The sequence below is a fragment of the Kitasatospora mediocidica KCTC 9733 genome, assembly GCF_000744225.1.
In the GTDB taxonomy this organism is placed as follows: Bacteria; Actinomycetota; Actinomycetes; order Streptomycetales; family Streptomycetaceae; genus Kitasatospora; species Kitasatospora mediocidica.
This window is the reverse complement of the sequence record NZ_JQLN01000006.1, coordinates 837,018-862,612: the sequence shown is the minus strand read 5'-3', so window position 1 is coordinate 862,612 and position 25,595 is coordinate 837,018. Positions and strand designations below refer to the sequence as shown.

The window sequence follows — 25,595 nt, the reverse complement described above, 5'->3', positions numbered from 1 at the left end:
CCGGCTGCGGGTGGAACCGTGCTGCGGGCAGCTACGTTCCACCCGCCATGGGGAAGAAACGCAGACGCTTGGTCCTAGCCGTCGTTCTGTCAGCCGCCGCACTTGCGCTCTCCTGCACGTTCATACTCCCGAACAGCGCCCCGCGGTCAACTCAGCCCTCTCCTGCACTTCTCACTGGCTACACCGGGCGCGTGCTCGTCGGCACGGACAACCGCACTCTCACACTCGGAGCATTCGGCTCGGTCGGCGGCACCTGCCAAGACGTCGCCACGCCGTTCGCGACCGAGTCCCCGGACACCGTCGCGCTCGGCATCAGGCTCACCGAACCGGCCCATCACCAGCGCGGGGAGTGCCCAGCCCAGGTCACGGCGGCCTCGATACAGCTGAGCCGACCCCTCGGCAACCGCGCTCTCGTGGACAGCGTCACCGGAGCCGCTCTGGCGTCCTTCGACGAACACCGACTACTGCACCCCACCCGCATCCCAGCCGGCTACCGGCTCCTATACACGGCGCCCTACGGTGCAGGCACCAGCGTCGGGGCGACCCAGCACTGGGAATCACCCACAGAAATCGGCAGTCTGACCCTCACCCAGATCGACGGCCCCCTGACCGATGTCATCAAGGGCATGGCCCACGTCGACCCCCACCAGGGCTCGCCACCGCTCCTCGTGCGCGGACACCCCGCCACCGAGTTCACCAGCCCCGATGCGATCGCCTGGACGGAGAACGGCGAAGCGATGCTGATCGATTGGTACACGCCCGACCCTCCACCCACCACCGCCTCAGTGATCGCCATCGCGGACAGCAGCCCATGACGATCCAGATCCTGGCGCCCACCCGCCTCACGGCCGCCCACCCGGCAGAACCGACCCATGTGGTCACCTCACTGAGACAGCATCGAGCCCACAGCCTTCCCTGAGACCGTTCGATCATCGGTGTGACGAGACACCGAGCCCACTAAAGCCACCCGCGAGGCCTCGCCGACCGCCAGGAAGAGGCTGCCCCACCCGGCACCCGGCACCCAAAGAATCACGCCCACCCGCCCCCGGCCACATATCGCCTGGTCAGACCCGCAACACGCCTCCGTGTTACACCCCCGCGCAACACCCTGTTGCACCCCCGCGTTGCACCCCGACAACCGCCACCGAGCACCACCACCAGGCCGCCGACCACCAAGAGAAGGCCGGCCCCGGCAACGGCCGACGCCCGGCCGACTGTCCTGTGACGGCGAACCTTGACCGATTGACAGGGAAGCCTCGCCGAACACAGTTCGTGACAGCGAAGTTTGATCGTCACATGCCATTGGAGGTGGCCTGTTGCTGGCTCGGGAGCAGCTGCATAGTCTTGACCCGCTTTGGGAGGGGCTTATGAGTGATGATCAGGGACAGGGCTACAGCGCGACCGAGGCACTGAACAACAGGAGCATCAAGAGCCGCGGCAAGAGGTTCCTGGGCGGCGTGGTGCTCACGCTACTGGTCCTGGGCATCGCCGTCGCCGCCGTGGGCGCGGTTGTCGTCGTCGACTGGTTGGCGTTCCGCATTGCCATGTGGCTCGGCTCAGTGCTGGTATTCATCGAGGCGATCATGTGCCTGTACTGGCGCGGTCAGATGCTCGCTCAATCCCGTGCCGAGAAGAAGCGGCGCAAGAGCCGTTCGCTCTAGCCCCGGGGCTAGAGCCGCAAACCACGAGAACCGGCGGGCGAGCGGGCATCCTCAGCCTGAAGATCGAGACACCCCCGAACCAATCCTGACCTGCGGCGATCAGACTTCGCTGTCACAGACTGATGTCGGTCAATCTTCGGTGGCAACCGCTCAAGGTTCGGCGGCACAGGACACCGACCGACCGGCGCACCCCCGGACTGCGGCCCGCCCCGCAGCTGTCGCGCATGCTGTCGCGCCCAGACCACGATGGCGTCCCGCCGTGTGGTGTAGCCGATCACGGGTGAGGCGTGCGCGGGATTGCTCCCGGGGCGCACACCCACGAGGGGCTCACACTCCCTGATCATGGGTCAGCCACCGTGCAACTCTCCGAAGTGAACGGCCAGTTCAACTTAGGAGACGCACGGTGGCCCTGACCCAGTCTGACCTACTACGCCTGCTGGAGTCACTACTGAACTTGAATCCGTGATGTCGGGGTCTGCTGCTCGGTGATGGGGCCCGACTTGCGGCTTCCCCACGACGCGGGAGTACGAGGATGATGTCCGCGTGAGTTCGAGACCTGCCGCCGTTGCCGTTGCCCCAGTACGCCGTGGTCCGGATCGGCTGCTCGCCGCGGGTGCCCACAGAGATCGCCGCCGATCTGCGGCAGACCGGCGTACCGGCGGGACTGATCGGCTACGAGTACCGACCGCTGGCCGAGGCGGCAGTTCTGGACGGGTTCGGCGAGTGCGGGGTAGTCGTCTTCGGGTCCTGCAGTCTGTTCGGGCTGATCGGCATCGATGTGGCTTCGCGCCTCATCGTGCACATCCCCAGCACCGAGGCTTCGGTCGTCAACCACGTGAACCGGGACCTCGGGGCCTTCCACCGGTGCGTGGCAGCCACTATCGCCCGCTTCCCCTTCTACGAAGAACACGAGGAGGACCGGTTCGACCCGGCAGCGGACGACCTTCGCGAGCTCCTCGCCACCCTCGACGCCACCGCGCTGGCACACAACGGGTTCTGGGAGACCCTGTGTGACGACGTCGCGATGGGCGACTACGCGAACTGGGAGGACTGAAGCACATCAGCTCTCCAGCATCAGACCCGTGGCCGTCAGGCAGCCGTCGATCACCTCCGGCCGGTACTGCAGCATCTTGAGCTTGCGCTTCACCGCGCGGGTGATCTGGCCGAGGTCAGCGGCGGCGAGGTTACCGATGCCCCGCTTGACCAGCGACCAGACGCCCTCCTGCGGGTTCAGGTCCGGAGCGTAGGTCGGTAGCTGGAACACCGTGAGCCAGGCGGCGTTGGCCTCGAAGAACTCCCGCAGCGGCGCGACCAGGTGCATGCGCAAGTTGTCCCACACCAGGACGATCGGACCGCCGAGCTGGCTGTGGGCACGGACGATCAGGTCGCGGTAGTCCTTCCACCCGAAGCCCTTCGGTTCGTCCTTGCGGCCCCGGTACTCGCGGATCGCATAGATCAGCCGGGACCGCTCACCGGGCTTGTAGCAGGTCATCCCCGCCATGGAGACACGGCCCGAGCCCCGCCCGCGCACGCGGACGACCGGGGTGACGCCCTGGCGGCCCCAGGTCCTGGCGCGCGGCGGCGTCATCGACTGGCCGGCTTCGTCCTCGAAGACCACCCAGGCGTTGTTCACCGCCGCGGTGCTCTTACCCGCGGCCAGACCTCCTGCCTCCACAGCTCCACCACGTCGTCGTCGCGCTCGATCGCGCGCCGGGCGGGCTGCTGCCACGACCAGCCGTGCCGCCGCAGCAGCCGCCACGTGCCCTCCACGGTGTACGAGACGTGGAACAGGCGGCCGATCATAGTCTTCACCCGGGCCAGCGTCCACCGCTGGTCGGCCCACCCATGGGCCAGCGGGCCTCGCTCCAACTCCTGCTCCAGCCTGGCTATCTGCGTCTCCGACAGTCGAGGTCGGCCAGGCGATCCCTTCGACGCCAACCCGGCCAGGCCCTCCTCGCGCCACTGGCACCGCCACCGTTCCACCGACCGCTCCGAGACCCGCAACACCGCAGCGATCTCCCGGTTCTTCTCGCCGGCCTCGAAGCCAGTCACGGCCTGGAGCCGGACCCGCTCTCGCCCGGCACTCTCGGCGTCGGTCAAGCCGCCGCCCTGCGGATATCTCACCCCACCAGGACTACCGAAACCACCCGCACGCTGTCCGGCGAACAGCCCGACATCACCCAATCAAGTTCAGTATCGGAACGCGTGCGGGTTGACCGGCCTCTGCGGATCGCTACCTTCCGGCCTGCTCCCTCCCCGGCGACAGCGACCACACCTGCAGTGCGGGTCGTCCCGCTACCACTTCCTGCAACCGAAAGGCCCTGCTTGATGGACGCTCTGACCATGGCCACCACGTTTGCCGATACCTTCACCGCCCGGCTCAACATCTCCAAGGCGTGGACCCGGGAGCAGGCGGGCCTTTCCACCGGCGCCGACCGCGCGGCCACCGACGCGCTGTGGCGGGCTGTCATCGACCGCACCAACGCAGCGGCGGCAGCCTGCCAGGACTCTCTCCCAGAGGGCGAACGGCTCAGCCGTGACGCCTTCGACTCAATCGCGGCTGCAGTGATCACCACCCTCCGCCGCGAGCTGGGCACTGCGCTGACCGACCGCTCGGGCGCGCGGTTCATGGAGGCAACTGCCTGGCTCGCGCCGGGCGTGAGTACCTGAGCGTGCGGCAGGCAACTTGTCGGGTGCTGGGCCGGTTGCGAGTGGGGGAGCGGGGCCAAGACCGGGCCGTGCCCCCCTTCGGGACCATCACCATCGGCAGGAAGTCCGGGCGGGTCCTGCGCGGCGCTCTGATCCACGGCAATGGCCGGCCGGTCGCCCGCCTGGACGGCCCGCACGCGCTCCGTGCGGCGCTCAAGCAGTACGCCGCCCAGCACCACCCCACCGCACCGAGCCGACGCCACCTTCCCCGCCCGCCCGTGCGGTCTTCGCCCCAGACCGCCACCCCCGTTGGCGGTCTCGGCGAAGGCAGCGTTCTCGCGTCGAAGCGCCGTCCCGGCTGCCGGGCACACCGAAGGCCCCCAACCACCCTCCAGACCATGGGATGTTCCGTCCCGGCTGTGACTCTACGGACCGTTTCATTGATCGGTCCGGCGGCCGCGACCGTACTCCGGCCGCCGGGAGTGACGCCCGAGGTACGGGTCGCCACCGTGCACGGCAACCCCGTCCTCACCGGCCTCCTGCCCAGCTGACCCCACCGCGCCCCACCGCGCCCCGCCCCGCCGCCTCCGCGGGGCGGGGCGCCCTCATGCGTCCGCTGCTCCACGGCGGTGGCCCGCCCGCCAGACCGGGGCGGCGGGGGACGGCGGCACTTGCGTACGTCCGGCTGCCAGCCGTATGCACCTGGGCTTTTGTCGTGTCGTTCCCCGGTGACCGGCAACCGGCTTCCCGTTGGAGGTGCCTCCTCCGGTCGAGCGCGTGTACCAGGCCCGGGCGGTTGGTGACCCTGGCCACCCGGGCCCCGTAGGGGCGCCATCTGGGTGTTCCGCTGGCCTGTCGGGCTGCGAGGCAGCGACCCGTGGAGGGGTGAGCTCGGCTCCTGATCTTCTGCCCCCAGGGTTCTGCCGGTGGTGATGCCCGGTGCGGCCTGTCTGCCGCGTCCGGATCCTCGGAGCCGTTCCCCCGGGGTCTTGTTGACTCGCTGCCCGGTCTGTCTACGTTGCGTCCCGCCAGCCGTGGCCGTGGGCCGCGGACAACCGAAGCCCCCAGTGAAGGGACCCGATTCGTGCTACCCGATTGCGACTGCGGACTGTGCTGTGAGGACCCGGCCTGCGGGGGTCACGACCCCGAGTGCATTCGCAGCACCGCCTCCGTAGCCCGACGACCATCCACCGACGCGGACTGAGCCGCGCCACCGGCTACGCCCTGCACCCGCGGGGCGCAGCCGTCCCTGCTCCGGGCAGCACCAAGGGTGCGTGGACGGCACGTTCCCGCACCCTCTCTCTGCCGGCCACGCCCCCCCGGGGGGAACGCCCTGCGCTGTCCTGCCGGCGGCGGGTCGCAACGCGGTCTGCGGGGGTGACCTGTGGGGCGGTGGAGCGTGTCTGGTTGTGGGTGGTTGGGTCTTGCTGGTGGGGCGGGGTGGGTCGGGGCGCGGGGTGTCGTTGCCGTCGGCCGGGTCCTGCCCTGCCGTGACACCGTCCGTGCCCTGTACCTGCGAGGCATGGCCGCCCCGTTCCGGGCGCTGCTCCCGCGCATCTCCACGGCCGGCCACAGCCCCCCGGGGGGAGCCTGTGGTCCTGCTACCGCTGTCCAGGTCGTCCGGGATACTCCCGTCCGATCCTGCCGTTGGCCCGTGCGGTCCTGCCGTTGGCTCTCGGGCTTGCCCGGCCCGGCCTGGGTTGCCCTGGGTGCGTAACTGGCATGCTTTGTAAGGGCGTTGGGGTTGTTCGGCTGGTTGGGGTGTCTAGGTTGCGGGGTGGCCTAAGTCGCGGTCCTGCCTGGTTGTTCGGGGGCGGGGTGCGTGTGCGCGGGCCGTTGTCGCGGGGGCCCTGTCCCGGGAGCGGTTGTTCATCTGGCCAGACGGGTGACCGCTCCCGGTCGGGGTTTTCCCTCAACTCCGGTTCAGGAGAGGTGGATCAACCATGGCATACACGAGTTCCACGGTGCCAGCCCAGGCACGGCGCGCCGCGCCTGATGTTGTCGGGAGGTCGGTGGCGCAGGGCGCCCCGGCGTCTGCGGTCCGGTCGATGGTCCCGGCCCGCACGCCTTCCTTCGTGCGGATCGAGGCATTGCGCAAGGCGGTCAGGGCCCTGATCGACGCCAACCGGCGCCTGCGGGAGCGGCTGCGCCACCAGGACGAGTCGCTCCGGGCGCTGAGGGGTGAGGTCGAGCGGCTGGGCGTCGAGTTGGCCGAGGAGCGGACGGATCCGCTGAGCGGTCTGCCGGGGCGTCGGGAGTTTACCCGGCGTACCGCCGCCCTGCTGCGCGCCTGCACGCTGGTGGGAGGTGGGTCCCGCTACGCGGTGACCCTGGTCGACCTGGACGGTTTCAAGGCCGTGAACGACACGTTCGGGCACGCGGCGGGCGATGCAGTCCTGGCGGCGGTGGGGGAGCGGATCACCCGGTGGCTCGGCGAGGGCGAGGTGGCTGCGCGGCCCGGCGGCGACGAGTTCTTCGTCCTGGCGGTGTGCGGCGCCAGCCTCCCGCACCGCCTGCGGGCCCTGCACGAGGCGATCACCGCCCCCGTCGCCCACCAGGGCGTTGCTCTCGTGGTCGGGGCGTCGCTGGGCACCGCCGAGGTGCGTGGCGTCGACGACCTGTCCCGGGCGATCGGCCTGGCCGACAAGGCGATGTTCCAGGTCAAGGGCCGGGGCCGCCGGGGCTGCACCGCACCTGCCGACACACCCACGGCGTAGCGGCCCGCACGCGCCCGGGGACCCTGCACCGCGCGGGATCCCCGGGCGCGTACGCGTACCGGCCGTTGCGGCTGCGGGCTCGGGCGCGCTTGTGTTCGCGGTGCCCGCCGCGCCGCCCCAGGGTCGACCGGCTGGGCCGTCTGTCTACCGTGCGTCTTGTTCCACCGGCCGACGGGACTGTGACCCGCCACTGGCATGCAGCCCGACCTGGCTGGCAGCACCCGACTCAACCCGTCCGGCCTACCGCGCTCCTGCCCTCTGCCGGCGGTGGTTGATGTCAACGGCCATTGAGATGCCCAGGTGGGCGGTCTGCGGGTGTCCAGGCTGGTGGCCATCAGAAATCCATGCCTGTGGCCAGCGGTGTTCCTGGGGTGGGGGTCAGGTCAAGGGGACCACTCCCTTGCCGGCGAGGGCCTCGGCGAGGCGGTGTGAGTCGCCGGAGGTGGTCACCAGATGAGCGTGGTGCATGAGGCGGTCGGAGCTGGCCCCGGCGAGGGTCTTGGGCATGATCGTGTCGAAGCCTGAGGGGTGGATGTTGCTGGTCACCGCGATGGAGCGGCGTTCGTAGGCCGCGTCGATGATCCGGTAGAACGCCTCGGCGGCATCCTCGCCGACCGGTAGTAGGCCAATATCGTCAATGACGATGAGGTCGGCCCAGCAGGTCCGGGCGACGGTGCGTGCGGTCGAGCCGTCGACCTTCGACTTGCCGATCGCAGCGGCCAGGGTCTCCAGGGTGAACCAGGACACCCGCAGGTCCTTCTCGATCGCGGCCTGGGCCAGGCCTTCGGTGAAGTGCGACTTCCCGGTCCCGGACGGGCCGGCGATCACGAGGTTCTCCGCGCGGCCGATCCACTCCAGGGTGACCAGGGAGTTCTGGGTGGGTTCGGGGATGGTGGAGTCCTCGGCCCGCCAGGACGCGAGGGTCTTGCCGGTGGGGAAGTTCGCCGAGTGCCGGCGAAGGCGCCGGGTTGCCGCGTCGCGGCCGGTGACCTCCTCGGATATCAGCAGCCGCAAGACCTCGGCGGGGTCCCATCGCTGAGCGCGGGCGGTCGCCAGGACGTCGGGTGCGGCCTTGCGCATGTAGGGCAGGCGCATCCGGCGCATCAGCTTGTCGAGCTCCTCGGGCAGGGCCGGGGCCTGGGGAAACGTCACGGTCGGTAATTCCTTCGTGGGTCGTGGTGGGCGTCGGTAGGCTCGGCGGGTGATCAATATGGCGGTGCGTGGTGACAGCGGGAACGTCGTGGCCCGCGCCAAAGCCGGTGTGGACTGGATGGTCGGCTTCGCGGATCTGGACATGGCGCAGTTCCCGATGCTGTGGGCCCTGACGCCGTATGGGGATGCGGTCTTCAACCAGCGGCAGGTGCCGCTGCTGCTGGCGGAACTCGACCGGCTTCCCGCCCACTTGGACGGCGACTGGGTCGGGCAGGCCCGCGAGCTGTGCCGGGGCGTCGAGCGCGGGCAGCATCTGTATCTGTGGTTCGTCGGCGACTGACCTGGTCAGTCGGTCCTCGGCTCCCCGGCAGCCGTCTGCTGTCGGCCCAGGGCCTGCCAGGCGATGGTGCCGTTCTGGACGGAGTGGGCCTCGTCCGCGCGGACGACCTGTCCGACGGGTCTGTTGGCCGCGATGTGTTCCAGGATGGAGACTAGGTCGTCCTCGGCGAAGCGTCCGGCTGCGGCCGCGAGCCCGAGGGCCTGGTCGACCCGGCCGCTGCCCAGGACGGCGGCGAGCTCGACGGCGTGGGCCATCTTCGCGCGGATCCGGGAGGCCCCGGCGGGTCCGGCTTCCTTCAGCCAGCGCCCGGCGCCGGGGCCGATGCCGACGAACGCGATCTCCGCCTCCGAACGCGGCCGCAGCCTGGGCTGGTGGACCGAGCGGCCGTCGGGGTGGTCGGGGTAGTGGGCGTCGATGATCTGCGGGACGCCGGGCGTGGACAACTGGTGACGCCAGATCTCGGACAGGTCACCGGACTTGGTGCGGGCGGTGATCGACAGTTCCTCGCCGACGACCCGGCACCAGACCCTGGCGCCGGTGTAGCCGGGCGGGGTCGAGTAGCGCACGGAGTTGAAGCTGACGGTGCGGTCCGAGCCGACGACCCGCTCCTCGCCCAGTGCAAGGGCCAGCGGCTCGACCGGCAGGACGTGCAGCGTGGTGCGTTCGATGTCGAGCCGGTCCGCCGGGATCTGCCCGGTCGCCCGGTGCCGGCGCGTGTTCACCGTGTCGCAGCAGATCAGGCAGGCGTCCGCGAGCTCGGCGAAGGAGTCGTAGGCGGGCAGCAGGTTCGCTGTGGTGGGGACCAGGTCGGCCTTCGCGATGCGGACCGTGGCCTCCGCGCTGCCCTTGTTCTCGGGGTCGTAGGGAACACAACTGACGACCTGGCAGCCGTAGTGCCGGCCCGCGGCGACCATCTGCGGGTGCCGGACCGGGATCCCGGCGATGTGCTCGACGGTGACTGTCTTCGCATTGTCGGTCAGCACGTATGTCGGAGCGCCGCCGATCCGCCGCAGCGTGGTGTCCAGGCAGGCGACCAGGGTTCCCAGGGTGCAGTCCCAGACCGGGATCACCACCCGGAAGCGGGACCAGGACAGCCACGCGCAGAACAGCCAGGTCCGCCGCCCGCCGATCCTGGGACCCTCGCCCCAGTCGAACTGCAGCCACCGCCCGGGCTCGGGGATCCACGGACGGTAGGTCCGCCGCTTGCCCGTCTTCCACGCAGTCTTCGCCGCGTTCACCGCCCGCCGGGTCGAGCGCGCGCTGCCCGGATAGCCCATCTTCACCAGCTTGTCGTGGACCACATCGGCGCGGATCGTCGCCTTCGACCGCTCGACCCACTCCTCGATCTTCTCCAGGAACGCGTCGATCATCTTCGGCCGCGGCTCGCGCTCGAACGGGTTCCGCCCGCTGGCACGGGCCTCGACATACCGCTTGACCGTCTTCGGGTCGTGTCCCGTGAGGGCGGCCGCCGACCAGACCGTCTCGGTCAGGTCGTACGCCTCAAATATCTCCATGATCTCTCTGTCAGACTTCGTCACAGGACCTCTTCGACCAGTTCGCTGATGCATCGCAAACACCAGCAAACCGGACGAAGGGGCCTCCTTCGTCTACGGAAGCGATCAGGAACACCAAAGGCCGGACGGCCATCCACCTGGATTTCTGGTGGCCATCAGCCGGGACTCAACTGGCCGCACACCCGGACTCTGCCACGGCCACCGACACCTCACCCTGCTCGGGCTCACCGCCTGGGCCGCCGACGACGAGGTGACCGCCCGTATAGCCCTTCACGGCGCCTGCGAGATAGCCCCGGGCTACCTGCTGGCCGAACTGTGCCTCGAAAACCTCAACAGCCGGGTGTCCTTCGACAAGCTTGGCGAGACACTGCGGCAGAAGCGTGTCCAACGCCTCGGCTATCCGGCGCACTGAGAGTCCGCCCTGCCATGGCCCGGCCCTTGAGCCGGGCCATGGCAGCCCCGGAGCGCAGGCACCTGCTGATATCAACTCGGCCCGCCACCCGTCATCGCCGCAGGCCCGGGGCGGTCAACGGCCCGGACCGCATGCCACCAACCCGTCGACCTCGACCCTCCGCAGACACCACTGCCCACGGATCGCCACCGCCCCGACCCGGGCCCGCAGTGGCCGGGTGGTACCGGGGCGGCACCCGGGCCCGCTTGCGCCGTTCCCTGCGACCAGCAAGGGCGAGACAGACCCGGCCCAGCACCCCGCCTGTCCGGCGCCGGGGTTGACCTGCCCAACTGGGCGTCTACCGTGCGGCTCACTCCATGGCCTGGCTGTTGAGCTGGGTCACGGCCACTCGGGAGCAGGGGTACCCAGTGCTGTGACCGCATAGACACCGGGTTGCTGCGTTCCTATCGAGGGCGGCTCAGCGATCGGCATCGCCGAGCGTCTTCGGAGTCCCGATCGTGCGCCAGTACGGCTTCCTGCTGCTTCCCATGGAGGAAGTATCGGCAATAGCTGGTCAGGCAGCGGTAGCTGGTGCCCGTCCTCCCCAGCGCAGGGCCTTCTCGCTGCGGATGCGGGCACGTTCGCGCGTCGTCCCGGCCGGGGACGGTGCGCAGTAGAAGACCATGACCGTTCCCGTCCCGGCTGCAAACCGCCTCGCAATCCAGGTGATCGCCCTCGCTCGGAAGGCCGCCCTGAACCCCGAGCTGCGTGCCCCGCACGGCAGCACCTACGTCGTTGTCTTGGACGCCAAGGGACGGGCCGGGCTCCACGTTCGGGAGCATTACCGTCGGCAGGCGCTCCGGGCTGCTCCTGCGCGGCACCTTGCCCCACGGCAACGGCCGGCCGGGTCATCCGCCTGGACGGCCCGCACGCGGTCCGTGATGCGCTCAAGCGCTACGCCGCCGAGCACGGCCGCACTATCGACCCGAGCTGACGCTGCTTCACCCGCCCGCTTGTACGTTGTTCCTCACCTTCGCCCCGGCCGCTGTCCCTCGGCGGTCCGGGGCGAAGGTGCGTCTTCTTACGAGCGCGGCGCGGCCGCGCGGTCCGTCCGAGGGACCTGATCACCCTGCCGACGTCCGGCTCGCGAGGCTTGACCGGCCCGGACGGGTCCCTGCAGGGCATCTCCGGAGGCGAGCTCCGGCGGCCGTGACCACACCGGCCGCGCGCGGGTGCGGCTCTCGCCGCGCCTCCCGCGCCGGGAGCAGTGCCCGTGCGGCCGTTGTTGGAGCTGGTCGAGGCCGACGGGGTATCCGGCCCGCTGCCTCAAGGCGTTGATCGGCCTCCGCACCGCCCTACGGTCTGGTCGTCAGCCACGACGCCGCAGCGCCGTGCCACCGGGGCCGGGCGCTGCTCCCACCGCGCCCCGTCCCTCCGCCATCCCCCGTCTGCAGGGTGGCGTCGCCCGTTCCTGCCCGTTTCGAATGATGTGAGAGGACCGCTTGCTATGGTCGAACCGATCAACACAGGACAGCACGCCCGCCAGTTGCTGAGCCACGATGCCCGCGTCGCCATCGGGGCTGTCCTGGTCGAGGTAGAGCGCGGGTTCCACGAGTCCGTCGCCTGGGACAGTCTGCCGATCACCTGGATGTGGATTCGCCTGCCGCACCCGGAGATGATCGGTCCGCGAGCAGCTGGCCACGCCGTCGCAGTCGAGGAGATGGACGTCCCGGCCTGGGCGCACAAGGGCGGAGCGATGTTCCAGAGCGCGATGGAGGAGTACGGGCAAGCCCTGCTCGACACCTCCGCAGGTCTGGGCACGGATTCCAGGGCCGACCCGGCAGGCCCGGTCGTGGGGCTGCTCGCACTCGCCGAACGGTGGGCGTTGGACCCGGGCGACCGCGTCGAGGGCGTGGACTTCGTGGACACGCCCGCCCGGCGGCAGCGCGACCTGACCGGGGTGCTGGCCGACGGCACGGTCCTGGTCGTCACCCGCACCTTGGGCGAGCCGACCCCCCGTCGCTCCCAGAGCCACATCTCCCGCCAGCCCCGCGGCCGGACCCTGGGCCGCGCACTGTGGCTGATGGGCCAGGGCACCGGCGTCTTCCCACTGGAGACGCCACCGCCGGTGAACCGCGTGTAGTGGCACCGGCAGGCCGCCGGACCCAACACGGCGACCCTGACGGGTCCTCGGGCGCTGCCCCGCTTGGCAGGGCCCCGGGCTCCACGTTCGGGACCGTCACGGGCCCCGGCTCCCTGGGGCCTCCACAGCCCCGGGGGCTCATGGTGCCACCACCGCCCCGCACCCCTGCCCCGAGGACACGGGGCGGTCCCGCACCGGCCTCGCCCGAGCACCACTCGCCGTCCGCACCCAGCACGGCCAGGTCGCTGGTCGCTAGGCGCGCTTGTCCCGGACGACCTGAACTCCCGGGGCAGGCGTCCCGGAGCGGCATCCGTGCCGCCGGCGCGCGCTGCCCGCGACCAAGAAGGGGTGCGGCGCGGCAGTGCAGGTTCCGCAACCCGAAGGACGCCCGGTCCAACCCTCCGCCGTCCTGGCCAGCACTACTACTGCCTTGACCCGCGCCCCTGGGCGTCTACGGTCACGCCACAGTCCGACCGGCCACAACCCGAGGAAGCCATGACCGATCACCAGCCTGACACCGGCGAGCAAGCCGAGACCGAGGCGATCGCCCCGGCCCAGCAACCCGACGACGCCTTCGGGCCGGTGCTGCACATCACGCACAACCCCAACGGCAACAGCGGCAGCCACATCCTCTGCGGCGCCGAACGCAGACACACCTACCGCACGCTCGCGGAGGGCACCGCTGACCGGTACGTCGACCGGTACTTCGTTGAGCGGCCCGACATCACCTGTGACCCCGCGCTCTGTCGGAACTGCCTCGAGATCCACGACACCATGCGGCCCGCCACGCTGCCGGACATCCTTCGCAGACCGACCATCGCCGAGTCAACATTGCCCGACACTCTGGCCCAAGACGACAACACTCGCGCCACTGAGGCCTGCGGCACTCTGGCTGACATCATGGCCGCGCGTCCGAGCGACCCGCAGACGGGCGCCGATCGACCTGCCGCCAACGGCACTTGGTTTAACGACGCTGTCGGGCACCTGGCCCGAACGGTGCGAGATGACAACGGCGCCGACCACACGACCACATGACCACCACCAGGCGCCCGAAGCCGTCACCCTGACCACGCAGGTCACCGTCGCGGCGGGCGGGCACCAGCTGCACTCCACGGCTGGCCGATTTTCTGCTTGCCCGCGCCCCGTCCCCGCACACGCCCGGGGGCGGGGCGTCGTCGTTCGTCCGGCTGCTGGTGCTCGGGTGAGACATTCCGCACGACATGCCCCTCCCGTAGGCGGCCGTGCTGATGCATCAACGGAAGCGCTCTGCCCCAGTTCCTGCCCTGCAGCTGAGGAGGCCAGGTCCCACTTCAGGGCACCACGAAGATCAGACCCGCTGCGGGCCCGAGCTGTAGCGGCTTCGTTTCGGGAAGCGATCACTCGCCGTACGGGAAGCGATCTTCGCTCGCTGCCTTCCCATGCCGGTCAGATCTACTCGCCAACACCCCACCACGGTTTCCTCGGCTCGCCGCACGGTCAAGAGGCCCGACGCCATGGCGGGGAGCGGCCACCGTATGGATGGGAAGCACTGATCGCTTCGTCAGCACTCGACGTGACACCTGATATTGACGACGCGATTGGGACGGCCGAGCCCGCTGGTTTGGATCCAGTTCCGGCCGCGTACGTGGCCGGCGGCGATCAAATTCTCCGCTTGGCCCTGGGGGGCCAGCGTCTGGTTGTAGCTCTGGCACAAGCCTTCCCCAGTGTCGGCAAACAGGTACCGGTCCGCGTAGACCTGCCCGTTGTGCTCCCACTCATGTCGCACGATGGGCTTCCGCAGGACGGCCTCGAACCACGTGGCGGTGTGCTCGGCGAGTTCCTGAGGGGAACCGGTCGCCTCCATCGCCAGATCTGTCGGCTGATCCGGAAGGAAGTACAGCTGATTGCAGAGACGGTCGCCACGGACGGTGGAACCGATCACATGCACCCCGATGTCCACGAGTGAGATCCGGTATCCCTGATCGCTCAGCCCGACGAGGGCCAGGAGTGATGAGTCATCCTCAGGGCGTCCCACCCAGCTGTGGGCAAGCGGGACAGTCCAGGAGCCGGCGCGCTCTCGGAGTGCCGCCGCGAAGGCAAGCTCGGCAGCACTGAACCCGAACTCGTCGTCAGGGTCATCTATCTCGAACCACGGATTCTCAGGCACGGCGGCCACTGTAGAACGCCAGCCGAGGCGTGAGCAGTATCAGCCCAGATTTGGGAAACGATCACTCGACGAACGGGAAGCGATCTACGGCGACCCTCCAGCACGGCTGGCCAGCCCTACTCGTCAACACCCCTTGTTCTCCAACTCGTCGACCAGTGCCGGGACTATCCGGCCGTCGGCAACGAGCACGACGCTCCCTGGCTCTTCCCGAGCCAGCGGCCGGCACGACCGCTGACCGCGCGCCACCTCGGCGCCCGGCTCCGAACGATCGGCCTTCCGCCTGGAGTCGGTCGGAAGGCAGCTCTGCTTGATCTCTCCGCTCAGATGCCTCCCGCCGTCCTCCAGCGGCTCCTGGGGATCAGCATCGCCAGTGGTCAGTTCTGGTCGGCAGGAGCCAACAGGAACGAGTACGCAGCCGAGCTGGCTCGGCGACTATGAGCATTCCCAGAAGAAGCGTCCTTCGCGGCGATCGGGGCTGACGAAGGCGAATCCGTAGCCGTAGCCGAAGTTGAGGAAGTACGGGTCGTCCTCGGCTTCGCCACCGTCGCTGATCTTGAAGAGGAACTGCCAAGGGGACTCGACGCGCGCGTAGCAGTTGGGGTAGCAGGCGGCACCACCGAAGTAGTCATGCAGGTCCTCGCCGCCGGGAAGATCGACGTCAGGACCGTCGCCACGCATGCTCCGCTCCCAGGCGGCCTGCTCATCAATCGAACGGGCGACCTCTGGCGATACCGGTTGGAGATCGACGTGCCACTCGACGGGGATCTCCGATTCGTCGGGCCCCCAGCGCCAGAGCGTTCGACCGCGCGTTCCGGGCGGCCCGACATCTGCGAAGGAGGGGATACGGCCTCTAGGCTGAACCAGTAGGACGCCGTCTCCGGCCTCCGGGTCCATCCCACCCATGCAGATGTCTTCTTCGTGGAGAAAGAGGTAGGCCAGACGGAGCTCATCGCCGGGGATGGGGAACTGACCGACGAACACTAAGGGCACCTTGGTGCGCGGGTCCACGGGCCACGTGGGCTCGGAGAGCCAGACAGGCTCTCCGCCGAGCTTCGCCACTGGCTCAGTGATCGGTCGCTCGGGCGCCCGAAGGACTATCTGCTGACGCGGTAGGAAGGCGGCGTCGTACGGCCCATCCGCCTGCCCCGTGGGACGGGTGATCATGCCGTGGACCCTACGACACCGCGCTGACTTCGCTGACCTGAGCTGAGGTGGCGCTCAGTCGTCCTCGGTTGCACTGGCGTTCCAGACGGCGGTGACACATCCCTCTTCCCAGTGCCACCAGCCTTTCGCGTCGCCGTGTTCCAACAGCTTGCGTATCCGCTGGATGTCCGCTGCCGGCGGGATGTCCAGCGCGACCATCCGGAACTGCTCGATGCCCTCGCCGGTGGTGCCGAGGCGGTGGAAGGTCTCCAGCACGGTCTGTCGGGCCGCAGCTGAGCCTCCGTCCTTCAACACGATCAACCGGATGGTGCAGTTCTCCGAGGCGTGAACAGTCTCCCCGGCCCAGCGCAGGCCGTCGCTATCGATGTCCACGCGGATGACATCGCCGCTGGCGACCCCGCGGACGAACCATGGAGTGTTGTCGAGACGCACCGTTCCGTCGCCGAGGTCCACTACCCACAGGCTCTCGACGCTCGCCGGCGGCCAACCGTCCTCGTCCACCTCCATTCGGAAGTGGACCTTCACGTAGGCATCACTGATGTTCGTCACTGGGCCATCATCCACGCTGACTAACCGCCGCTGACCACGGCACCTGAGCGCCTGCTGCCGGTCTATTCAGCGCCACCGAATATCGGAGACCACCAGTACTGGCCGCCTGGGCGGGCAAGGCGGACTACGTGAAGCGGTGCACCGTTGTCCGCGCCGAGGGGATGGGACCGGACGGCAGCGGCCCGGGTACGGCGCTCTTCGAACTCGACCTTCTCTGCACCAAGAGGAGCTACGCTCCAATGCTTGGGAGCTCAGCCGTTAGCTGGCTTGAGGTCGATCACGACCATCTTGTCCATCCGGTAGCTGTCGAGGTCGGGGTTGTTCCACGACTCACCCGCACGGATCTGGTGGAACCTGAACGTCGCGTTGGTTTCGTTGGCTCCGACGATGCAGCGCACCGGACTTGGGCGATGCAGCCCGTTGATGAGCTGTCGGAACTCCACGGCGAGTGCGATCCCGTGGAGGAGAAGGACCCGCTGATCGTCCTCCGATATCTGCGGAGCGTCGTCGATGATCCGAACTTCGACGGGCACGTAGTCCTCCAGGTGGAAGGAGCTGTCTGCGCACTCCCAACCCGTGAGATCTCCGAAGAACGATGGAGCGTCGTTGGCGTTGCCCGTCGAGTTGGCCCAGGTGAGTACGGAGCCTTGGGGGGTGATCCCGTCCGCAAGCCGATCACGCAGGCCAGGGGCAAGGCCGCCCGGCGGCGTCAGGGTGGCCCGACCGGCGAGCACTCCCAGCAATTCGTCCGCGGCGTCGTTCATCCTCAGGGACAGCATGTGGCTCATGATCGCAGTCAACGGCTGAGCGCGTTACCGAATAAGCGGCTGGTGGTCTCATCCGTCCCTGCCACGGCTGGCAGTGCTCGATGATGACGATCGACCAACTCGCGGTGCTGGCGACGTTCGGATCAGTGTGGGCCGTGCTCGCGGTCAGTCACAACCTCGCGGACCACGTGTTCGGCCAGAGCGACCATCAGGCGGCGAACAAGGGGGCGCCGGCGGCCGAGGACGTGGCCGCCGGGGCGAGCCCGCGGCGGGGCTGGGCCGCCTGCCTGGCCCACGTCGGCCAGCGGCCGAGGTGGCCCGCCGATCAGACGCCGGCGAGACTGTGGATCAGTCCTGATGTCCTCAGCTGGTGCTTTCCTTGACGCCTCCTCTCAGGCCCCAATCATCCAAGCCGGAATAGATCAACGCAGTGCGGCCCCGCGGAAAGGAGAGGGCCTCGGCCTCACCTGTATAGACCGCCACCAGTGAGTCGGCTCCTCGCCACCAGGCGTCGGCCAGGCCCATCACTTCGCGGACCGGCTCGAACCCGTCCAGCACGATGTCATCGACATCGTCGCCGGTGACCTTGGTGATCTGCTTCGCCCACATGGACGCATGGTGGGTCAACGCGAGCGACTCCACCCAGCCCCCGACAGTGGCATGGAGAGGCACCCACTGGCCTGCGTGAATGCCGAACTCACCCGACGGCCCGATCGCGAACCCGTACGGGACCGCGGTCCGCTGCATCCCGGCCTCGAACCACCAACCTTCAGATTCAGAGCCTTCAGGGGAGTCCGCTTCCAGATACCTCGGGCCACCGTCGTACTGAGACGCGGGTGGTAGGACCAGACCGCCCCAGCGCTCTTCATAAGCCGCCATCCGGTCGATAACCCCCGCCGGGATATCTCGCTCAAGCCACCACTGTCTGTGGTCCTCGACGTGCCTGACATCGACCTTGACACCGTGCGCCTGGACGAACGATCGAGCTCGTTGAGTCAGGCCGTCGGGCACATCGTTGAAGAGGTTGAGATTCACCGGAGGGACGCTACTGAACTTGATTGGGTGATGTCGGGCTGTTCGCCGGACAGCGTGCGGGTGGTTTCGGTAGTCCTGGTGGGGTGAGATATCCGCAGGGCGGCGGCTTGACCGACGCCGAGAGTGCCGGGCGAGAGCGGGTCCGGCTCCAGGCCGTGACTGGCTTCGAGGCCGGCGAGAAGAACCGGGAGATCGCTGCGGTGTTGCGGGTCTCGGAGCGGTCGGTGGAACGGTGGCGGTGCCAGTGGCGCGAGGAGGGCCTGGCCGGGTTGGCGTCGAAGGGATCGCCTGGCCGACCTCGACTGTCGGAGACGCAGATAGCCAGGCTGGAGCAGGAGTTGGAGCGAGGCCCGCTGGCCCATGGGTGGGCCGACCAGCGGTGGACGCTGGCCCGGGTGAAGACTATGATCGGCCGCCTGTTCCACGTCTCGTACACCGTGGAGGGCACGTGGCGGCTGCTGCGGCGGCACGGCTGGTCGTGGCAGCAGCCCGCCCGGCGCGCGATCGAGCGCGACGACGACGTGGTGGAGCTGTGGAGGCAGGAGGTCTGGCCGCGGGTAAGAGCACCGCGGCGGTGAACAACGCCTGGGTGGTCTTCGAGGACGAAGCCGGCCAGTCGATGACGCCGCCGCGCGCCAGGACCTGGGGCCGCCAGGGCGTCACCCCGGTCGTCCGCGTGCGCGGGCGGGGCTCGGGCCGTGTCTCCATGGCGGGGATGACCTGCTACAAGCCCGGTGAGCGGTCCCGGCTGATCTATGCGATCCGCGAGTACCGGGGCCGCAAGGACGAACCGAAGGGCTTCGGGTGGAAGGACTACCGCGACCTGATCGTCCGTGCCCACAGCCAGCTCGGCGGTCCGATCGTCCTGGTGTGGGACAACTTGCGCATGCACCTGGTCGCGCCGCTGCGGGAGTTCTTCGAGGCCAACGCCGCCTGGCTCACGGTGTTCCAGCTACCGACCTACGCTCCGGACCTGAACCCGCAGGAGGGCGTCTGGTCGCTGGTCAAGCGGGGCATCGGTAACCTCGCCGCCGCTGACCTCGGCCAGATCACCCGCGCGGTGAAGCGCAAGCTCAAGATGCTGCAGTACCGGCCGGAGGTGATCGACGGCTGCCTGACGGCCACGGGTCTGATGCTGGAGAGCTGATGTGCTTCAGTCCTCCCAGTTCGCGTAGTCGCCCATCGCGACGTCGTCACACAGGGTCTCCCAGAACCCGTTGTGTGCCAGCGCGGTGGCGTCGAGGGTGGCGAGGAGCTCGCGAAGGTCGTCCGCTGCCGGGTCGAACCGGTCCTCCTCGTGTTCTTCGTAGAAGGGGAAGCGGGCGATAGTGGCTGCCACGCACCGGTGGAAGGCCCCGAGGTCCCGGTTCACGTGGTTGACGACCGAAGCCTCGGTGCTGGGGATGTGCACGATGAGGCGCGAAGCCACATCGATGCCGATCAGCCCGAACAGACTGCAGGACCCGAAGACGACTACCCCGCACTCGCCGAACCCGTCCAGAACTGCCGCCTCGGCCAGCGGTCGGTACTCGTAGCCGATCAGTCCCGCCGGTACGCCGGTCTGCCGCAGATCGGCGGCGATCTCTGTGGGCACCCGCGGCGAGCAGCCGATCCGGACCACGGCGTACTGGGGCAACGGCAACGGCGGCAGGTCTCGAACTCACGCGGACATCATCCTCGTACTCCCGCGTCGTGGGGAAGCCGCAAGTCGGGCCCCATCACCGAGCAGCAGACCCCGACATCACGGATTCAAGTTCAGTGGCAGATGGCGAACACCCGGTGCCCCCGTGGCACGACGCGCTGATCACCGGGAAGCTGCATTCCGCGATGGGTGCATTTCCTTTCAAGGGAAGGGGTTGAGTTGGCCTCGATGCGTGGGTCGGGCGAGGGCCACCAGCTCTTGATCATCGTGCTGCGTTCTCGCGTTGCTCAAGCCACTCGAGGTACCAGGTGTGGAAGGTGTGGCGGTTCGCCTTTGAATCGACGTACGGCTCGAAGGGCGGGTTGGTTGCGCAGTCCCGGTCGCGTAGTTCTCCGCGGTGCGGGCCGACGATGATGAGCCAGCCGGTCATCCCGCAGCCGTTGTCGCTGATGAGGATCGCGCCCCGGCCGCGTTCCAGGTACCAGGCCTCGTCGCCGGCGTCGCCGAAGACGTTGCGGTAGTCGTCCAGGTAGTCGTCGTCTTCGTCGCGGGTGGTGGGTTCGTACCCGGCGGCGCGCAGGGTCGCTATCTGCTGGTCGGCCCAGTCTTCCGTCTCGACGAACGGCGCGCTGGAGTCCAGCAGCCAGTGGTACCCCCCGTCCCAGAGCCATCCCCATGTTCCGTCGATGCGGCACAACGACGTGAGGTGGAGTGCCGGGCCAGGACCGCCGGCCCCGACCTCCGCCAGAAACGTGCGGTACTCGTCAGGGAGCGTGACGCCGAGCTGTGCTTCGACCTCCGCGATCTCAGCGGGTGTCAGGACAGGTTCGAATGTCGGGTATCCAGACGGCTCGTAGCCACGGGCCCGACGCTCGGCTTCCTCTACGGCGATGACGCGTTCCCGGACTCCGGACCAGTCCACGTGCGTGTTCACGGCTCTCCTATCGACGGCGAGCACGGACATTAGTGCCTGCCGCCGACATCTGACCTGTGGATCGCCAGGGTCACCGGATGCTCTCCCGCAGTGATCAAGAAGCATGGCTGGCAGAGCAGACTCCGATAGGACGGAAAACCTCGAAGTCGAGATAAATGACCGGGGGATGCCTATCACCGGGGCCCAAGCCGACCAAGGCGAGGGCGCGTAACTGCCGTGAGTTAACCTCCACCCGCAGGTGCACCCCGCCCTGCAGAGCGACGGCAGAGGGAACACGGATGCCCATCGATGACTTCGACGCGTGGCGAAGCGAACTGCTGGCCACCGGCAATATCGTGCAGGACGCGGACGATTCAGTCCCGCAACCGGAGGCCGAGCGGCGCTTCCACCGCTACCGCGAACTGGCTGATCTTGTCGACGGCACGGAGGGCCCCAAGGCGGTCGCGGCGCTGGTCAGCTCGATGCAGGCTCGCCACGACTACGGTGCGTACCAGGCAACACACAGCGCGCTCGCTAGATTTCCCCTTGCCGAACTGGCGCGCGGCATGATCTTGGCGGCGCCCGCTCTGGTGGCCATGAGCAGAGACCGTGCCGGCGAAGTTCTCCTGCCAGTGGCTCTTGCAGAGACTGCGATCGTTGAGGATTTCACCCATGCTGCCGCTGACCTCGACCAGCAGATGCGCGATGAGCTGGCTGCCGTCATCGCCAGTCAGGAGGAAGAAGGCGGCTGGTTCGATCGCCCGCGCGCACGCGGTCGACTCCGCGTCGGACCGTTCGAAGCAACCCTCGCGGATGAGCTGCGATGACAGTGGGGCAGCGGGTGGCAGGACACGCTATTCATCGGGAAGCCCCGGGCCTCGGGAGCAATAGTCAGGGGTTGTGGGCGGGGCTCTCCAGCTCGGCTGCTGCGAGTCGGGCTTGTTCGCGCACCTGTGGGTCGGGGTGGCGGAGGAACGGCTCGATCAGCGGGCTGGCCTGCGGGTCGTGGGTGGCGCCGAGGATGTAGAGGGTGTGTTCGAGGAGCTCGCGCTCCATCGTCGGCATGGCGGCGGCCAGGGGTTCGACGAGGTCTAGGGGCAGGCAGTGGTGGTTGAACGCCTCACCGATCGAGTTCAAGGCGGACTCGCGGACCTTGGTCACCGGTTCGTTGACAGCCAGGCTGACCAGGCGTCCGACGACCAGGTTGGCAGTGTCCGTGTCGAGTGCGGTGCCGCGCAGGAGATCCCCGAGGGTGTCGGCGGCGACATCCCGACGGTTCGGACCGCGGTGGGTCAGCGTTTCCAGCGCCGCGAACATGTCGTTCATGCCACCGCCTCGGACCGACCGACCAGGACGCCGTTCCCGAAGCGCCCGCGAGCGCGGACCAGGGGCACCAGGTGGGCTCCGGTGATCGCGCACCATCGTGCCTGGGCGGACTCGACGAGCTTGAACACTACCGCGAGCGCGGCCGTCGGGCTGCCGGCGCCGCGGGTGACCTTGGTGCGGAGCTTGACCCTGGAGAAGGTCGACTCGATGGGGTTAGTGGTCCGCAGGTGGATCCAGTGCTCGGCCGGGAAGTCGTAGAACGCGAGCAGTTCGTCCCGGTCGTCGGTGATCTTCGCGACGGCCTTCGGGAACTTGGCTCCGTAGGTCTTCGCGAACGCCTCGATCGCCTTCTCAGCATGGGTGGGCTCACAAGATCTTTGACCCCGAGGTCTGACCGCCCCTCAGCTTGCCGTTTAACCTTGGCGAGCTTGGTGCTCCTCGACCGACTTGGCGGGCCCTCTTCTCTGCCCGGGCCATGCTCCCGGCCGGGGACGACTCCGCGCAACGCAAGCGGCGCCCGAGTCGCATTCCTCGTTGACTCAGCCGGGGAAATGCCGTTGCACGCACCGCCGGTCTCCGTGCACCCTGGCCGGGTGTCCAGAGTGCCTTACCCCAGAGACCTGTCCTGGGACGATGTCGATCCCGCCAGCCATCCCTTCGACCCCGATACGGTGGCGCAGGTGGTCCAGTCCTTGGGCCCGGCGAGGCGGGTGCCCTCCCGGACGGATCCGGACATCGACCTGACCAGGGTCAACTGGGCTCACGAGGTGGCCAAGCCCTGGTCCGACGCCATGACGCATGCGCTGGTCGAGCACTACGGCCCGTGGGCGGCAGGATGGCGCTGGTCGCACGGCGAGGGAGACATTGACGGAGGGCCGATCGGGAGCTGGTGTTGCGGCTCGCACTCGATCGCCACCCCGCAGCAGACCCTCGACCGGGTCGTGGCGGCGCTGTGCGAGTGGCGTGACTGGCTGGAGCGTCTCGTGGAGTGGTTCGAGGCCTACCCGCTAGACCCGGAGACCGTGACGGCCGACCGTGTCTTGTGGGAGAGCGCCGCCCGCAACGTGATCCTGCAGGTGGCGGACTGGACAGGTGCCGAAAGTGGCTGGCACGGGCACTGCCAGCAGGTCCTGGGTTGGTTCCTCACCTACTGGGGTGTCGCCCCGGAGACGGCCAAGAACCTGGTAGGTCAGGCGGTCGGGGGCCGGTTCAAGAGTTGGACCGCGCCGGACACCGTCCTGGCTGATGACATCGCGGAGCGGCTCGTCGGCCCCTTGCGACCTGAGGACACCCGCTGGTCGCCTGAGCCCGGCGAGTTCCCGGACCACTTGGCGCGCTGGCTGGTGGTGCGCGAGACCGTGCCGTGGCCGGAACACGAGGTCAGTACGGACGACGGACCGGTGGTGCCCGCCCGGGATGGCGCGGTCGAGGAGTTCCGCTTCTTCGACACAGCCGTGGACGCCGCTCGCGGAGCGGGCTTGCTTGCCGCACTCGAACTGGTACGGGCCGACGCCGCACGAGGCGCCGCACTCGACTTCGAGTTGATACGCGGCTGGCAGCAGCACGTACTTGGCACCCCTGAGCTGCCGCTGCTGCGCACCCACCCCGCCTTCGCCAAGGGCGGTGCCGAGCGCTACGGGATCGGCCCCGACACCCGCGCCCGCCTCGACACCTGCTTGGCACAGGCCACCGACGGCCGGCTCTCGCTCGCCGCCAGGGCGGCCCGCGCACATCTGGACGTCTGCTTCTTCCACCCGTTCGACGACGGCAACGCCCGCGCTGCCCTGCTCACCCTGCTGTTCGTGCTGGCCCGCGAAGGCGTCACCCTCGACTCAGTGCTGCTCATCCGTCGGTTCAGTCACCGGGCCGACGACCCGCAGGACGCCCTGGGCCTGTGCGGTTCCGTCAAGTTCCACCTTGAGCAGAGCCGTGCCTCTGTCGCTCAGCTTGACGGTTGACCGTTTGTAGCGGTTCGTCGTGGTTTGGTGCCCTTCTTGTGGTGGGCGGGCCGGGCGTACGCCTCGCCAGTGGCCAGGACTCTGCCCACCTCGTGGCGGGCGGCGGATCGTTGGTTCTTCGAGCCGGGCGGTCGGCCGGGGCCGGGGCGGGTGGGTTTCGGCGCTTGTGCTGGTGAGGGGGCCTTCGTGTGCAGGTTCCTGAACCCGCGTCGGACGCGGGCGGGGGTGAGCTTGTTCGGTTCCGCCGGTCGTTCCCACGGGCGGCGGAGGTCCGCGACGAGCGGTCGGGCGAGACGGAGCTGGGTGTGGGCGGCGATCACCAGCCAGGTCCAGCGGTCGGCCGCCGCGGAGTCGCGCAGGCGGGGCCGGGTCCAGCCGAGGGTCTGCTTGAGCAGGCGGAAGGTGTGCTCCAGATCGAACCTTCGCAGGAACACCTGCCAACAGCGGTCCACATCGGCTGGATCGGCGTCGGTGCCCGACCACCAGAGCCAGACCGGCCGGTTGACCCCGCCGCTGGGTAGCTTCTCAACGGCCAGCCGGATGACTGTGCCCTCGATGACCGGCAGCGGCCCGTCATGGTCCAGCCAGGCTGCCCGTTTCGTGAGACGGGGGTGGAGCCGGTCCCAGGCCCGGGCAACGGCGATACCGTAGCGGCGGGTGACGGTGGTGGTCACCACCTGCTCGTTGCCCCAGGTGGCCGGGTCGCCGAAGACGAACTCGCCACCGTGCTTGGGTAGTCGGCCCCCGGCTGGGTTGGCCGCGGCGAACTCCGCGCGGGTCGGTGCCGGTCGGCGCATCACCCGGTCCGAGCGGAGCCGGCCGAGGATCTGCACCGGTAGGTCGGCCAGCAGGTGGGCGATGCGCGGGGCGTCGTAGCCGGCATCCATGACGACCAGCACCTCCGGATCACCCGCCCTCCACTGCTCTGCGGCGATCAACCGGACTACTACGTCCCGGAGTTGGGTGGCGGTGACGGCGGCAAGATCGGCGCCGGGCTCCAGCCGCACGACGTCGAGGATCGCCGTCCAGGAGGTGCGGCCGCTCTCCAATGCGACGACGAAGGAGTACGGCCAGCCCGGGATCATCTGGTGCTTGGCGTCGCCGCGGCCGTAGGTGTGGCAGAACGAGCGGTCCGGGCAGGTGGCAGCGTCCGGCCGCAGCCACGGTGAGACGTCGACGGCGAGCACCAGGCGGCCACCGACGCGCGGTAGCGGCAGGCCAGCCAGCTCGGCCCGGAGCCGGTCGGCGTCCAGGCGACCCTTGTTCAGCGCGCCGTACAGGGAGCCGTGACCGCGCCGGTGCTCAGGCGCCAGCGCCAGATCCACCAGCGTCTTCACCGGCCCGTCGGTGCACAGCACCGCGTCGGCCAGTTCGAACAGTGCGTCGCGCCGCCCGGTCAGACAGTCGTAGAAGACTCCCCGGAAGCGTGCCAGGTCTGCGACCGGCTCGCCCTGCTCCACCAAACTCACCAGCACGGCCTTCGCGTTGAATCCTACTTCTCATGGTCGAGTGCCAGGATCACGCGACG

25 protein-coding genes and 1 pseudogene are annotated in these 25,595 nt (G+C 68.9%); 13 read left to right on the top strand and 13 right to left on the bottom strand.

Going from position 1 to position 25,595, the window contains the following annotated elements; all coding sequences use genetic code 11:
- Positions 1–191 precede the first annotated feature (191 nt).
- The 3 genes from BS80_RS30220 (at position 192) to BS80_RS30210 (ending at position 2,715) form a co-directional block, all read left to right on the top strand.
- Positions 192–815, top strand: a complete 624-nt coding sequence (locus tag BS80_RS30220; RefSeq protein WP_035803963.1) for a hypothetical protein — start codon at positions 192–194, stop codon at positions 813–815.
- 552 nt (positions 816–1,367) lie between these two features.
- Positions 1,368–1,661 (top strand): hypothetical protein, encoded by a 294-nt coding sequence (locus BS80_RS30215; protein ID WP_157536680.1) that lies wholly within the window; start codon positions 1,368–1,370, stop codon positions 1,659–1,661.
- A gap of 565 nt (positions 1,662–2,226) precedes the next feature.
- A complete protein-coding gene (locus BS80_RS30210) occupies positions 2,227–2,715 on the top strand; it encodes an SUKH-4 family immunity protein (RefSeq protein ID WP_232246699.1) in 489 nt (162 codons plus the stop codon).
- A 6-nt stretch (positions 2,716–2,721) separates the two neighbouring features.
- Here BS80_RS30210 and BS80_RS44300 read toward each other — a convergent pair.
- A protein-coding gene (locus BS80_RS44300) for an IS630 family transposase (protein WP_456298582.1) occupies positions 2,722–3,785 on the bottom strand; the annotation gives its coding sequence in 2 pieces (ribosomal slippage) (positions 2,722–3,338 and positions 3,338–3,785; 1,065 coding nt in all).
- A 219-nt stretch (positions 3,786–4,004) separates the two neighbouring features.
- Between BS80_RS44300 and BS80_RS30195 the strand changes: the two genes are divergently transcribed.
- Together BS80_RS30195 and BS80_RS30190 are read left to right on the top strand one after the other, a co-directional pair.
- Complete coding sequence (locus tag BS80_RS30195) at positions 4,005–4,331, top strand: hypothetical protein (RefSeq protein WP_157536679.1); 327 nt, start codon at positions 4,005–4,007, stop codon at positions 4,329–4,331.
- Between the two features lie 2,054 nt (positions 4,332–6,385).
- Positions 6,386–7,027, top strand: a complete 642-nt coding sequence (locus BS80_RS30190; protein ID WP_198045653.1) for a GGDEF domain-containing protein — start codon at positions 6,386–6,388, stop codon at positions 7,025–7,027.
- A gap of 378 nt (positions 7,028–7,405) precedes the next feature.
- On the opposite strand, the gene istB is transcribed toward BS80_RS30190, so the two are convergent.
- Complete coding sequence (istB, locus tag BS80_RS30185) at positions 7,406–8,131, bottom strand: IS21-like element helper ATPase IstB (RefSeq protein WP_051967429.1); 726 nt, start codon at positions 8,129–8,131, stop codon at positions 7,406–7,408.
- Between the two features lie 106 nt (positions 8,132–8,237).
- Here istB and BS80_RS30180 point away from each other — a divergent pair, with 106 nt between their 5' ends.
- Positions 8,238–8,519 carry a hypothetical protein gene (locus tag BS80_RS30180; protein WP_232246717.1) on the top strand — a complete coding sequence of 94 codons (282 nt, stop codon included), beginning with the start codon at positions 8,238–8,240 and terminating at the stop codon, positions 8,517–8,519.
- 5 nt (positions 8,520–8,524) lie between these two features.
- Here the strand turns inward: BS80_RS30180 and istA are convergent, their stop codons facing one another.
- Positions 8,525–10,033, bottom strand: a complete 1,509-nt coding sequence (gene istA / locus BS80_RS30175; RefSeq protein ID WP_035803958.1) for an IS21 family transposase — start codon at positions 10,031–10,033, stop codon at positions 8,525–8,527.
- Positions 10,034–10,181: 148 nt separating this feature from the next.
- On the opposite strand from istA, the gene BS80_RS30170 reads away from it, so the two are divergent.
- From BS80_RS30170 to BS80_RS30160, 3 genes are all read left to right on the top strand, one after another.
- Positions 10,182–10,445, top strand: a complete 264-nt coding sequence (locus tag BS80_RS30170; RefSeq protein WP_035803957.1) for a DUF4192 family protein — start codon at positions 10,182–10,184, stop codon at positions 10,443–10,445.
- Between the two features lie 1,486 nt (positions 10,446–11,931).
- Positions 11,932–12,567 (top strand): hypothetical protein, encoded by a 636-nt coding sequence (locus BS80_RS30165; protein ID WP_035803956.1) that lies wholly within the window; start codon positions 11,932–11,934, stop codon positions 12,565–12,567.
- A gap of 495 nt (positions 12,568–13,062) precedes the next feature.
- On the top strand, positions 13,063–13,602 hold the full coding sequence (locus BS80_RS30160; RefSeq protein ID WP_035803955.1) for a hypothetical protein: 540 nt from the start codon (positions 13,063–13,065) through the stop codon (positions 13,600–13,602).
- Positions 13,603–14,107: 505 nt separating this feature from the next.
- Here BS80_RS30160 and BS80_RS30155 read toward each other — a convergent pair.
- The 4 genes from BS80_RS30155 to BS80_RS30140 form a co-directional block, all read right to left on the bottom strand.
- Positions 14,108–14,713 (bottom strand): hypothetical protein, encoded by a 606-nt coding sequence (locus tag BS80_RS30155; RefSeq protein WP_035804350.1) that lies wholly within the window; start codon positions 14,711–14,713, stop codon positions 14,108–14,110.
- Between the two features lie 432 nt (positions 14,714–15,145).
- Positions 15,146–15,877: a hypothetical protein gene (locus BS80_RS30150; RefSeq protein WP_035803954.1), complete on the bottom strand. Its 732-nt coding sequence runs from the start codon at positions 15,875–15,877 to the stop codon at positions 15,146–15,148.
- A gap of 54 nt (positions 15,878–15,931) precedes the next feature.
- A complete protein-coding gene (locus BS80_RS30145; protein ID WP_035803953.1) occupies positions 15,932–16,426 on the bottom strand; it encodes a DUF4265 domain-containing protein in 495 nt (164 codons plus the stop codon).
- Between the two features lie 251 nt (positions 16,427–16,677).
- A complete protein-coding gene (locus BS80_RS30140) occupies positions 16,678–17,214 on the bottom strand; it encodes a hypothetical protein (RefSeq protein ID WP_157536677.1) in 537 nt (178 codons plus the stop codon).
- A gap of 80 nt (positions 17,215–17,294) precedes the next feature.
- Between BS80_RS30140 and BS80_RS30135 the strand changes: the two genes are divergently transcribed.
- A complete protein-coding gene (locus BS80_RS30135; protein ID WP_035803952.1) occupies positions 17,295–17,576 on the top strand; it encodes a hypothetical protein in 282 nt (93 codons plus the stop codon).
- Here BS80_RS30135 and BS80_RS30130 read toward each other — a convergent pair.
- Positions 17,557–18,228, bottom strand: a complete 672-nt coding sequence (locus BS80_RS30130) for a hypothetical protein (RefSeq protein ID WP_035803951.1) — start codon at positions 18,226–18,228, stop codon at positions 17,557–17,559. The two genes, BS80_RS30135 and BS80_RS30130, sit on opposite strands and share 20 nt — an antisense overlap.
- 83 nt (positions 18,229–18,311) lie before the next feature.
- Between BS80_RS30130 and BS80_RS44295 the strand changes: the two genes are divergently transcribed.
- Positions 18,312–19,375, top strand: a protein-coding gene (locus tag BS80_RS44295) for an IS630 family transposase (RefSeq protein WP_456298582.1) whose coding sequence is annotated in 2 segments (ribosomal slippage) — positions 18,312–18,759 and positions 18,759–19,375 — 1,065 coding nt in all. Because the reading frame shifts where the segments join, the coding sequence is not laid out codon by codon here.
- A 6-nt stretch (positions 19,376–19,381) separates the two neighbouring features.
- Here BS80_RS44295 and BS80_RS30115 read toward each other — a convergent pair.
- Both BS80_RS30115 and BS80_RS38250 read right to left on the bottom strand, forming a co-directional pair.
- Positions 19,382–19,870 carry an SUKH-4 family immunity protein gene (locus BS80_RS30115; protein ID WP_232246699.1) on the bottom strand — a complete coding sequence of 163 codons (489 nt, stop codon included), beginning with the start codon at positions 19,868–19,870 and terminating at the stop codon, positions 19,382–19,384.
- Between the two features lie 262 nt (positions 19,871–20,132).
- Positions 20,133–20,828: an SMI1/KNR4 family protein gene (locus BS80_RS38250; protein WP_198045651.1), complete on the bottom strand. Its 696-nt coding sequence runs from the start codon at positions 20,826–20,828 to the stop codon at positions 20,133–20,135.
- A gap of 254 nt (positions 20,829–21,082) precedes the next feature.
- On the opposite strand from BS80_RS38250, the gene BS80_RS30105 reads away from it, so the two are divergent.
- Positions 21,083–21,610 (top strand): hypothetical protein, encoded by a 528-nt coding sequence (locus BS80_RS30105; protein WP_035803950.1) that lies wholly within the window; start codon positions 21,083–21,085, stop codon positions 21,608–21,610.
- Between the two features lie 64 nt (positions 21,611–21,674).
- Here the strand turns inward: BS80_RS30105 and BS80_RS30100 are convergent, their stop codons facing one another.
- Both BS80_RS30100 and BS80_RS39875 read right to left on the bottom strand, forming a co-directional pair.
- Positions 21,675–22,109 carry a hypothetical protein gene (locus BS80_RS30100; protein WP_035803949.1) on the bottom strand — a complete coding sequence of 145 codons (435 nt, stop codon included), beginning with the start codon at positions 22,107–22,109 and terminating at the stop codon, positions 21,675–21,677.
- Positions 22,106–22,465 (bottom strand): annotated as a pseudogene (locus BS80_RS39875) (transposase); the annotation flags it as partial. The gene BS80_RS30100 and the pseudogene BS80_RS39875, both read right to left, overlap by 4 nt.
- Before the next feature lie 324 nt (positions 22,466–22,789).
- Between BS80_RS39875 and BS80_RS30095 the strand changes: the two are divergent.
- Positions 22,790–24,067, top strand: coding sequence for a Fic family protein (locus tag BS80_RS30095; protein WP_232246698.1), 1,278 nt, complete (start codon positions 22,790–22,792; stop codon positions 24,065–24,067).
- On the opposite strand, the gene BS80_RS30090 is transcribed toward BS80_RS30095, so the two are convergent.
- Entirely contained in the window at positions 24,052–25,539 is a 1,488-nt protein-coding gene (locus BS80_RS30090; protein ID WP_035804344.1) for an NF041680 family putative transposase, read from the bottom strand. The genes BS80_RS30095 and BS80_RS30090 overlap by 16 nt on opposite strands.
- Between the last annotated feature and the right edge of the window lie 56 nt (positions 25,540–25,595).

Excerpts from the sequence above, each read along its gene's own strand:
- BS80_RS30215 (WP_157536680.1), top strand. The coding sequence starts at position 1,368 with ATGAGTGATGATCAGGGACAGGGCTACAGCGCGACCGAGGCACTGAAC.
- BS80_RS30195 (WP_157536679.1), top strand. The coding sequence starts at position 4,005 with ATGGCCACCACGTTTGCCGATACCTTCACCGCCCGGCTCAACATCTCC.
- istB (WP_051967429.1), bottom strand. The coding sequence starts at position 8,131 with ATGCGCCGGATGCGCCTGCCCTACATGCGCAAGGCCGCACCCGACGTC.
- BS80_RS30180 (WP_232246717.1), top strand. The coding sequence starts at position 8,238 with ATGGCGGTGCGTGGTGACAGCGGGAACGTCGTGGCCCGCGCCAAAGCC.
- istA (WP_035803958.1), bottom strand. The coding sequence starts at position 10,033 with ATGGAGATATTTGAGGCGTACGACCTGACCGAGACGGTCTGGTCGGCG.
- BS80_RS30165 (WP_035803956.1), top strand. The coding sequence starts at position 11,932 with ATGGTCGAACCGATCAACACAGGACAGCACGCCCGCCAGTTGCTGAGC.
- BS80_RS30160 (WP_035803955.1), top strand. The coding sequence starts at position 13,063 with ATGACCGATCACCAGCCTGACACCGGCGAGCAAGCCGAGACCGAGGCG.
- BS80_RS30150 (WP_035803954.1), bottom strand. The coding sequence starts at position 15,877 with ATGATCACCCGTCCCACGGGGCAGGCGGATGGGCCGTACGACGCCGCC.
- BS80_RS30140 (WP_157536677.1), bottom strand. The coding sequence starts at position 17,214 with ATGAGCCACATGCTGTCCCTGAGGATGAACGACGCCGCGGACGAATTG.
- BS80_RS30135 (WP_035803952.1), top strand. The coding sequence starts at position 17,295 with ATGATGACGATCGACCAACTCGCGGTGCTGGCGACGTTCGGATCAGTG.
- BS80_RS30105 (WP_035803950.1), top strand. The coding sequence starts at position 21,083 with ATGCCCATCGATGACTTCGACGCGTGGCGAAGCGAACTGCTGGCCACC.
- BS80_RS30100 (WP_035803949.1), bottom strand. The coding sequence starts at position 22,109 with ATGAACGACATGTTCGCGGCGCTGGAAACGCTGACCCACCGCGGTCCG.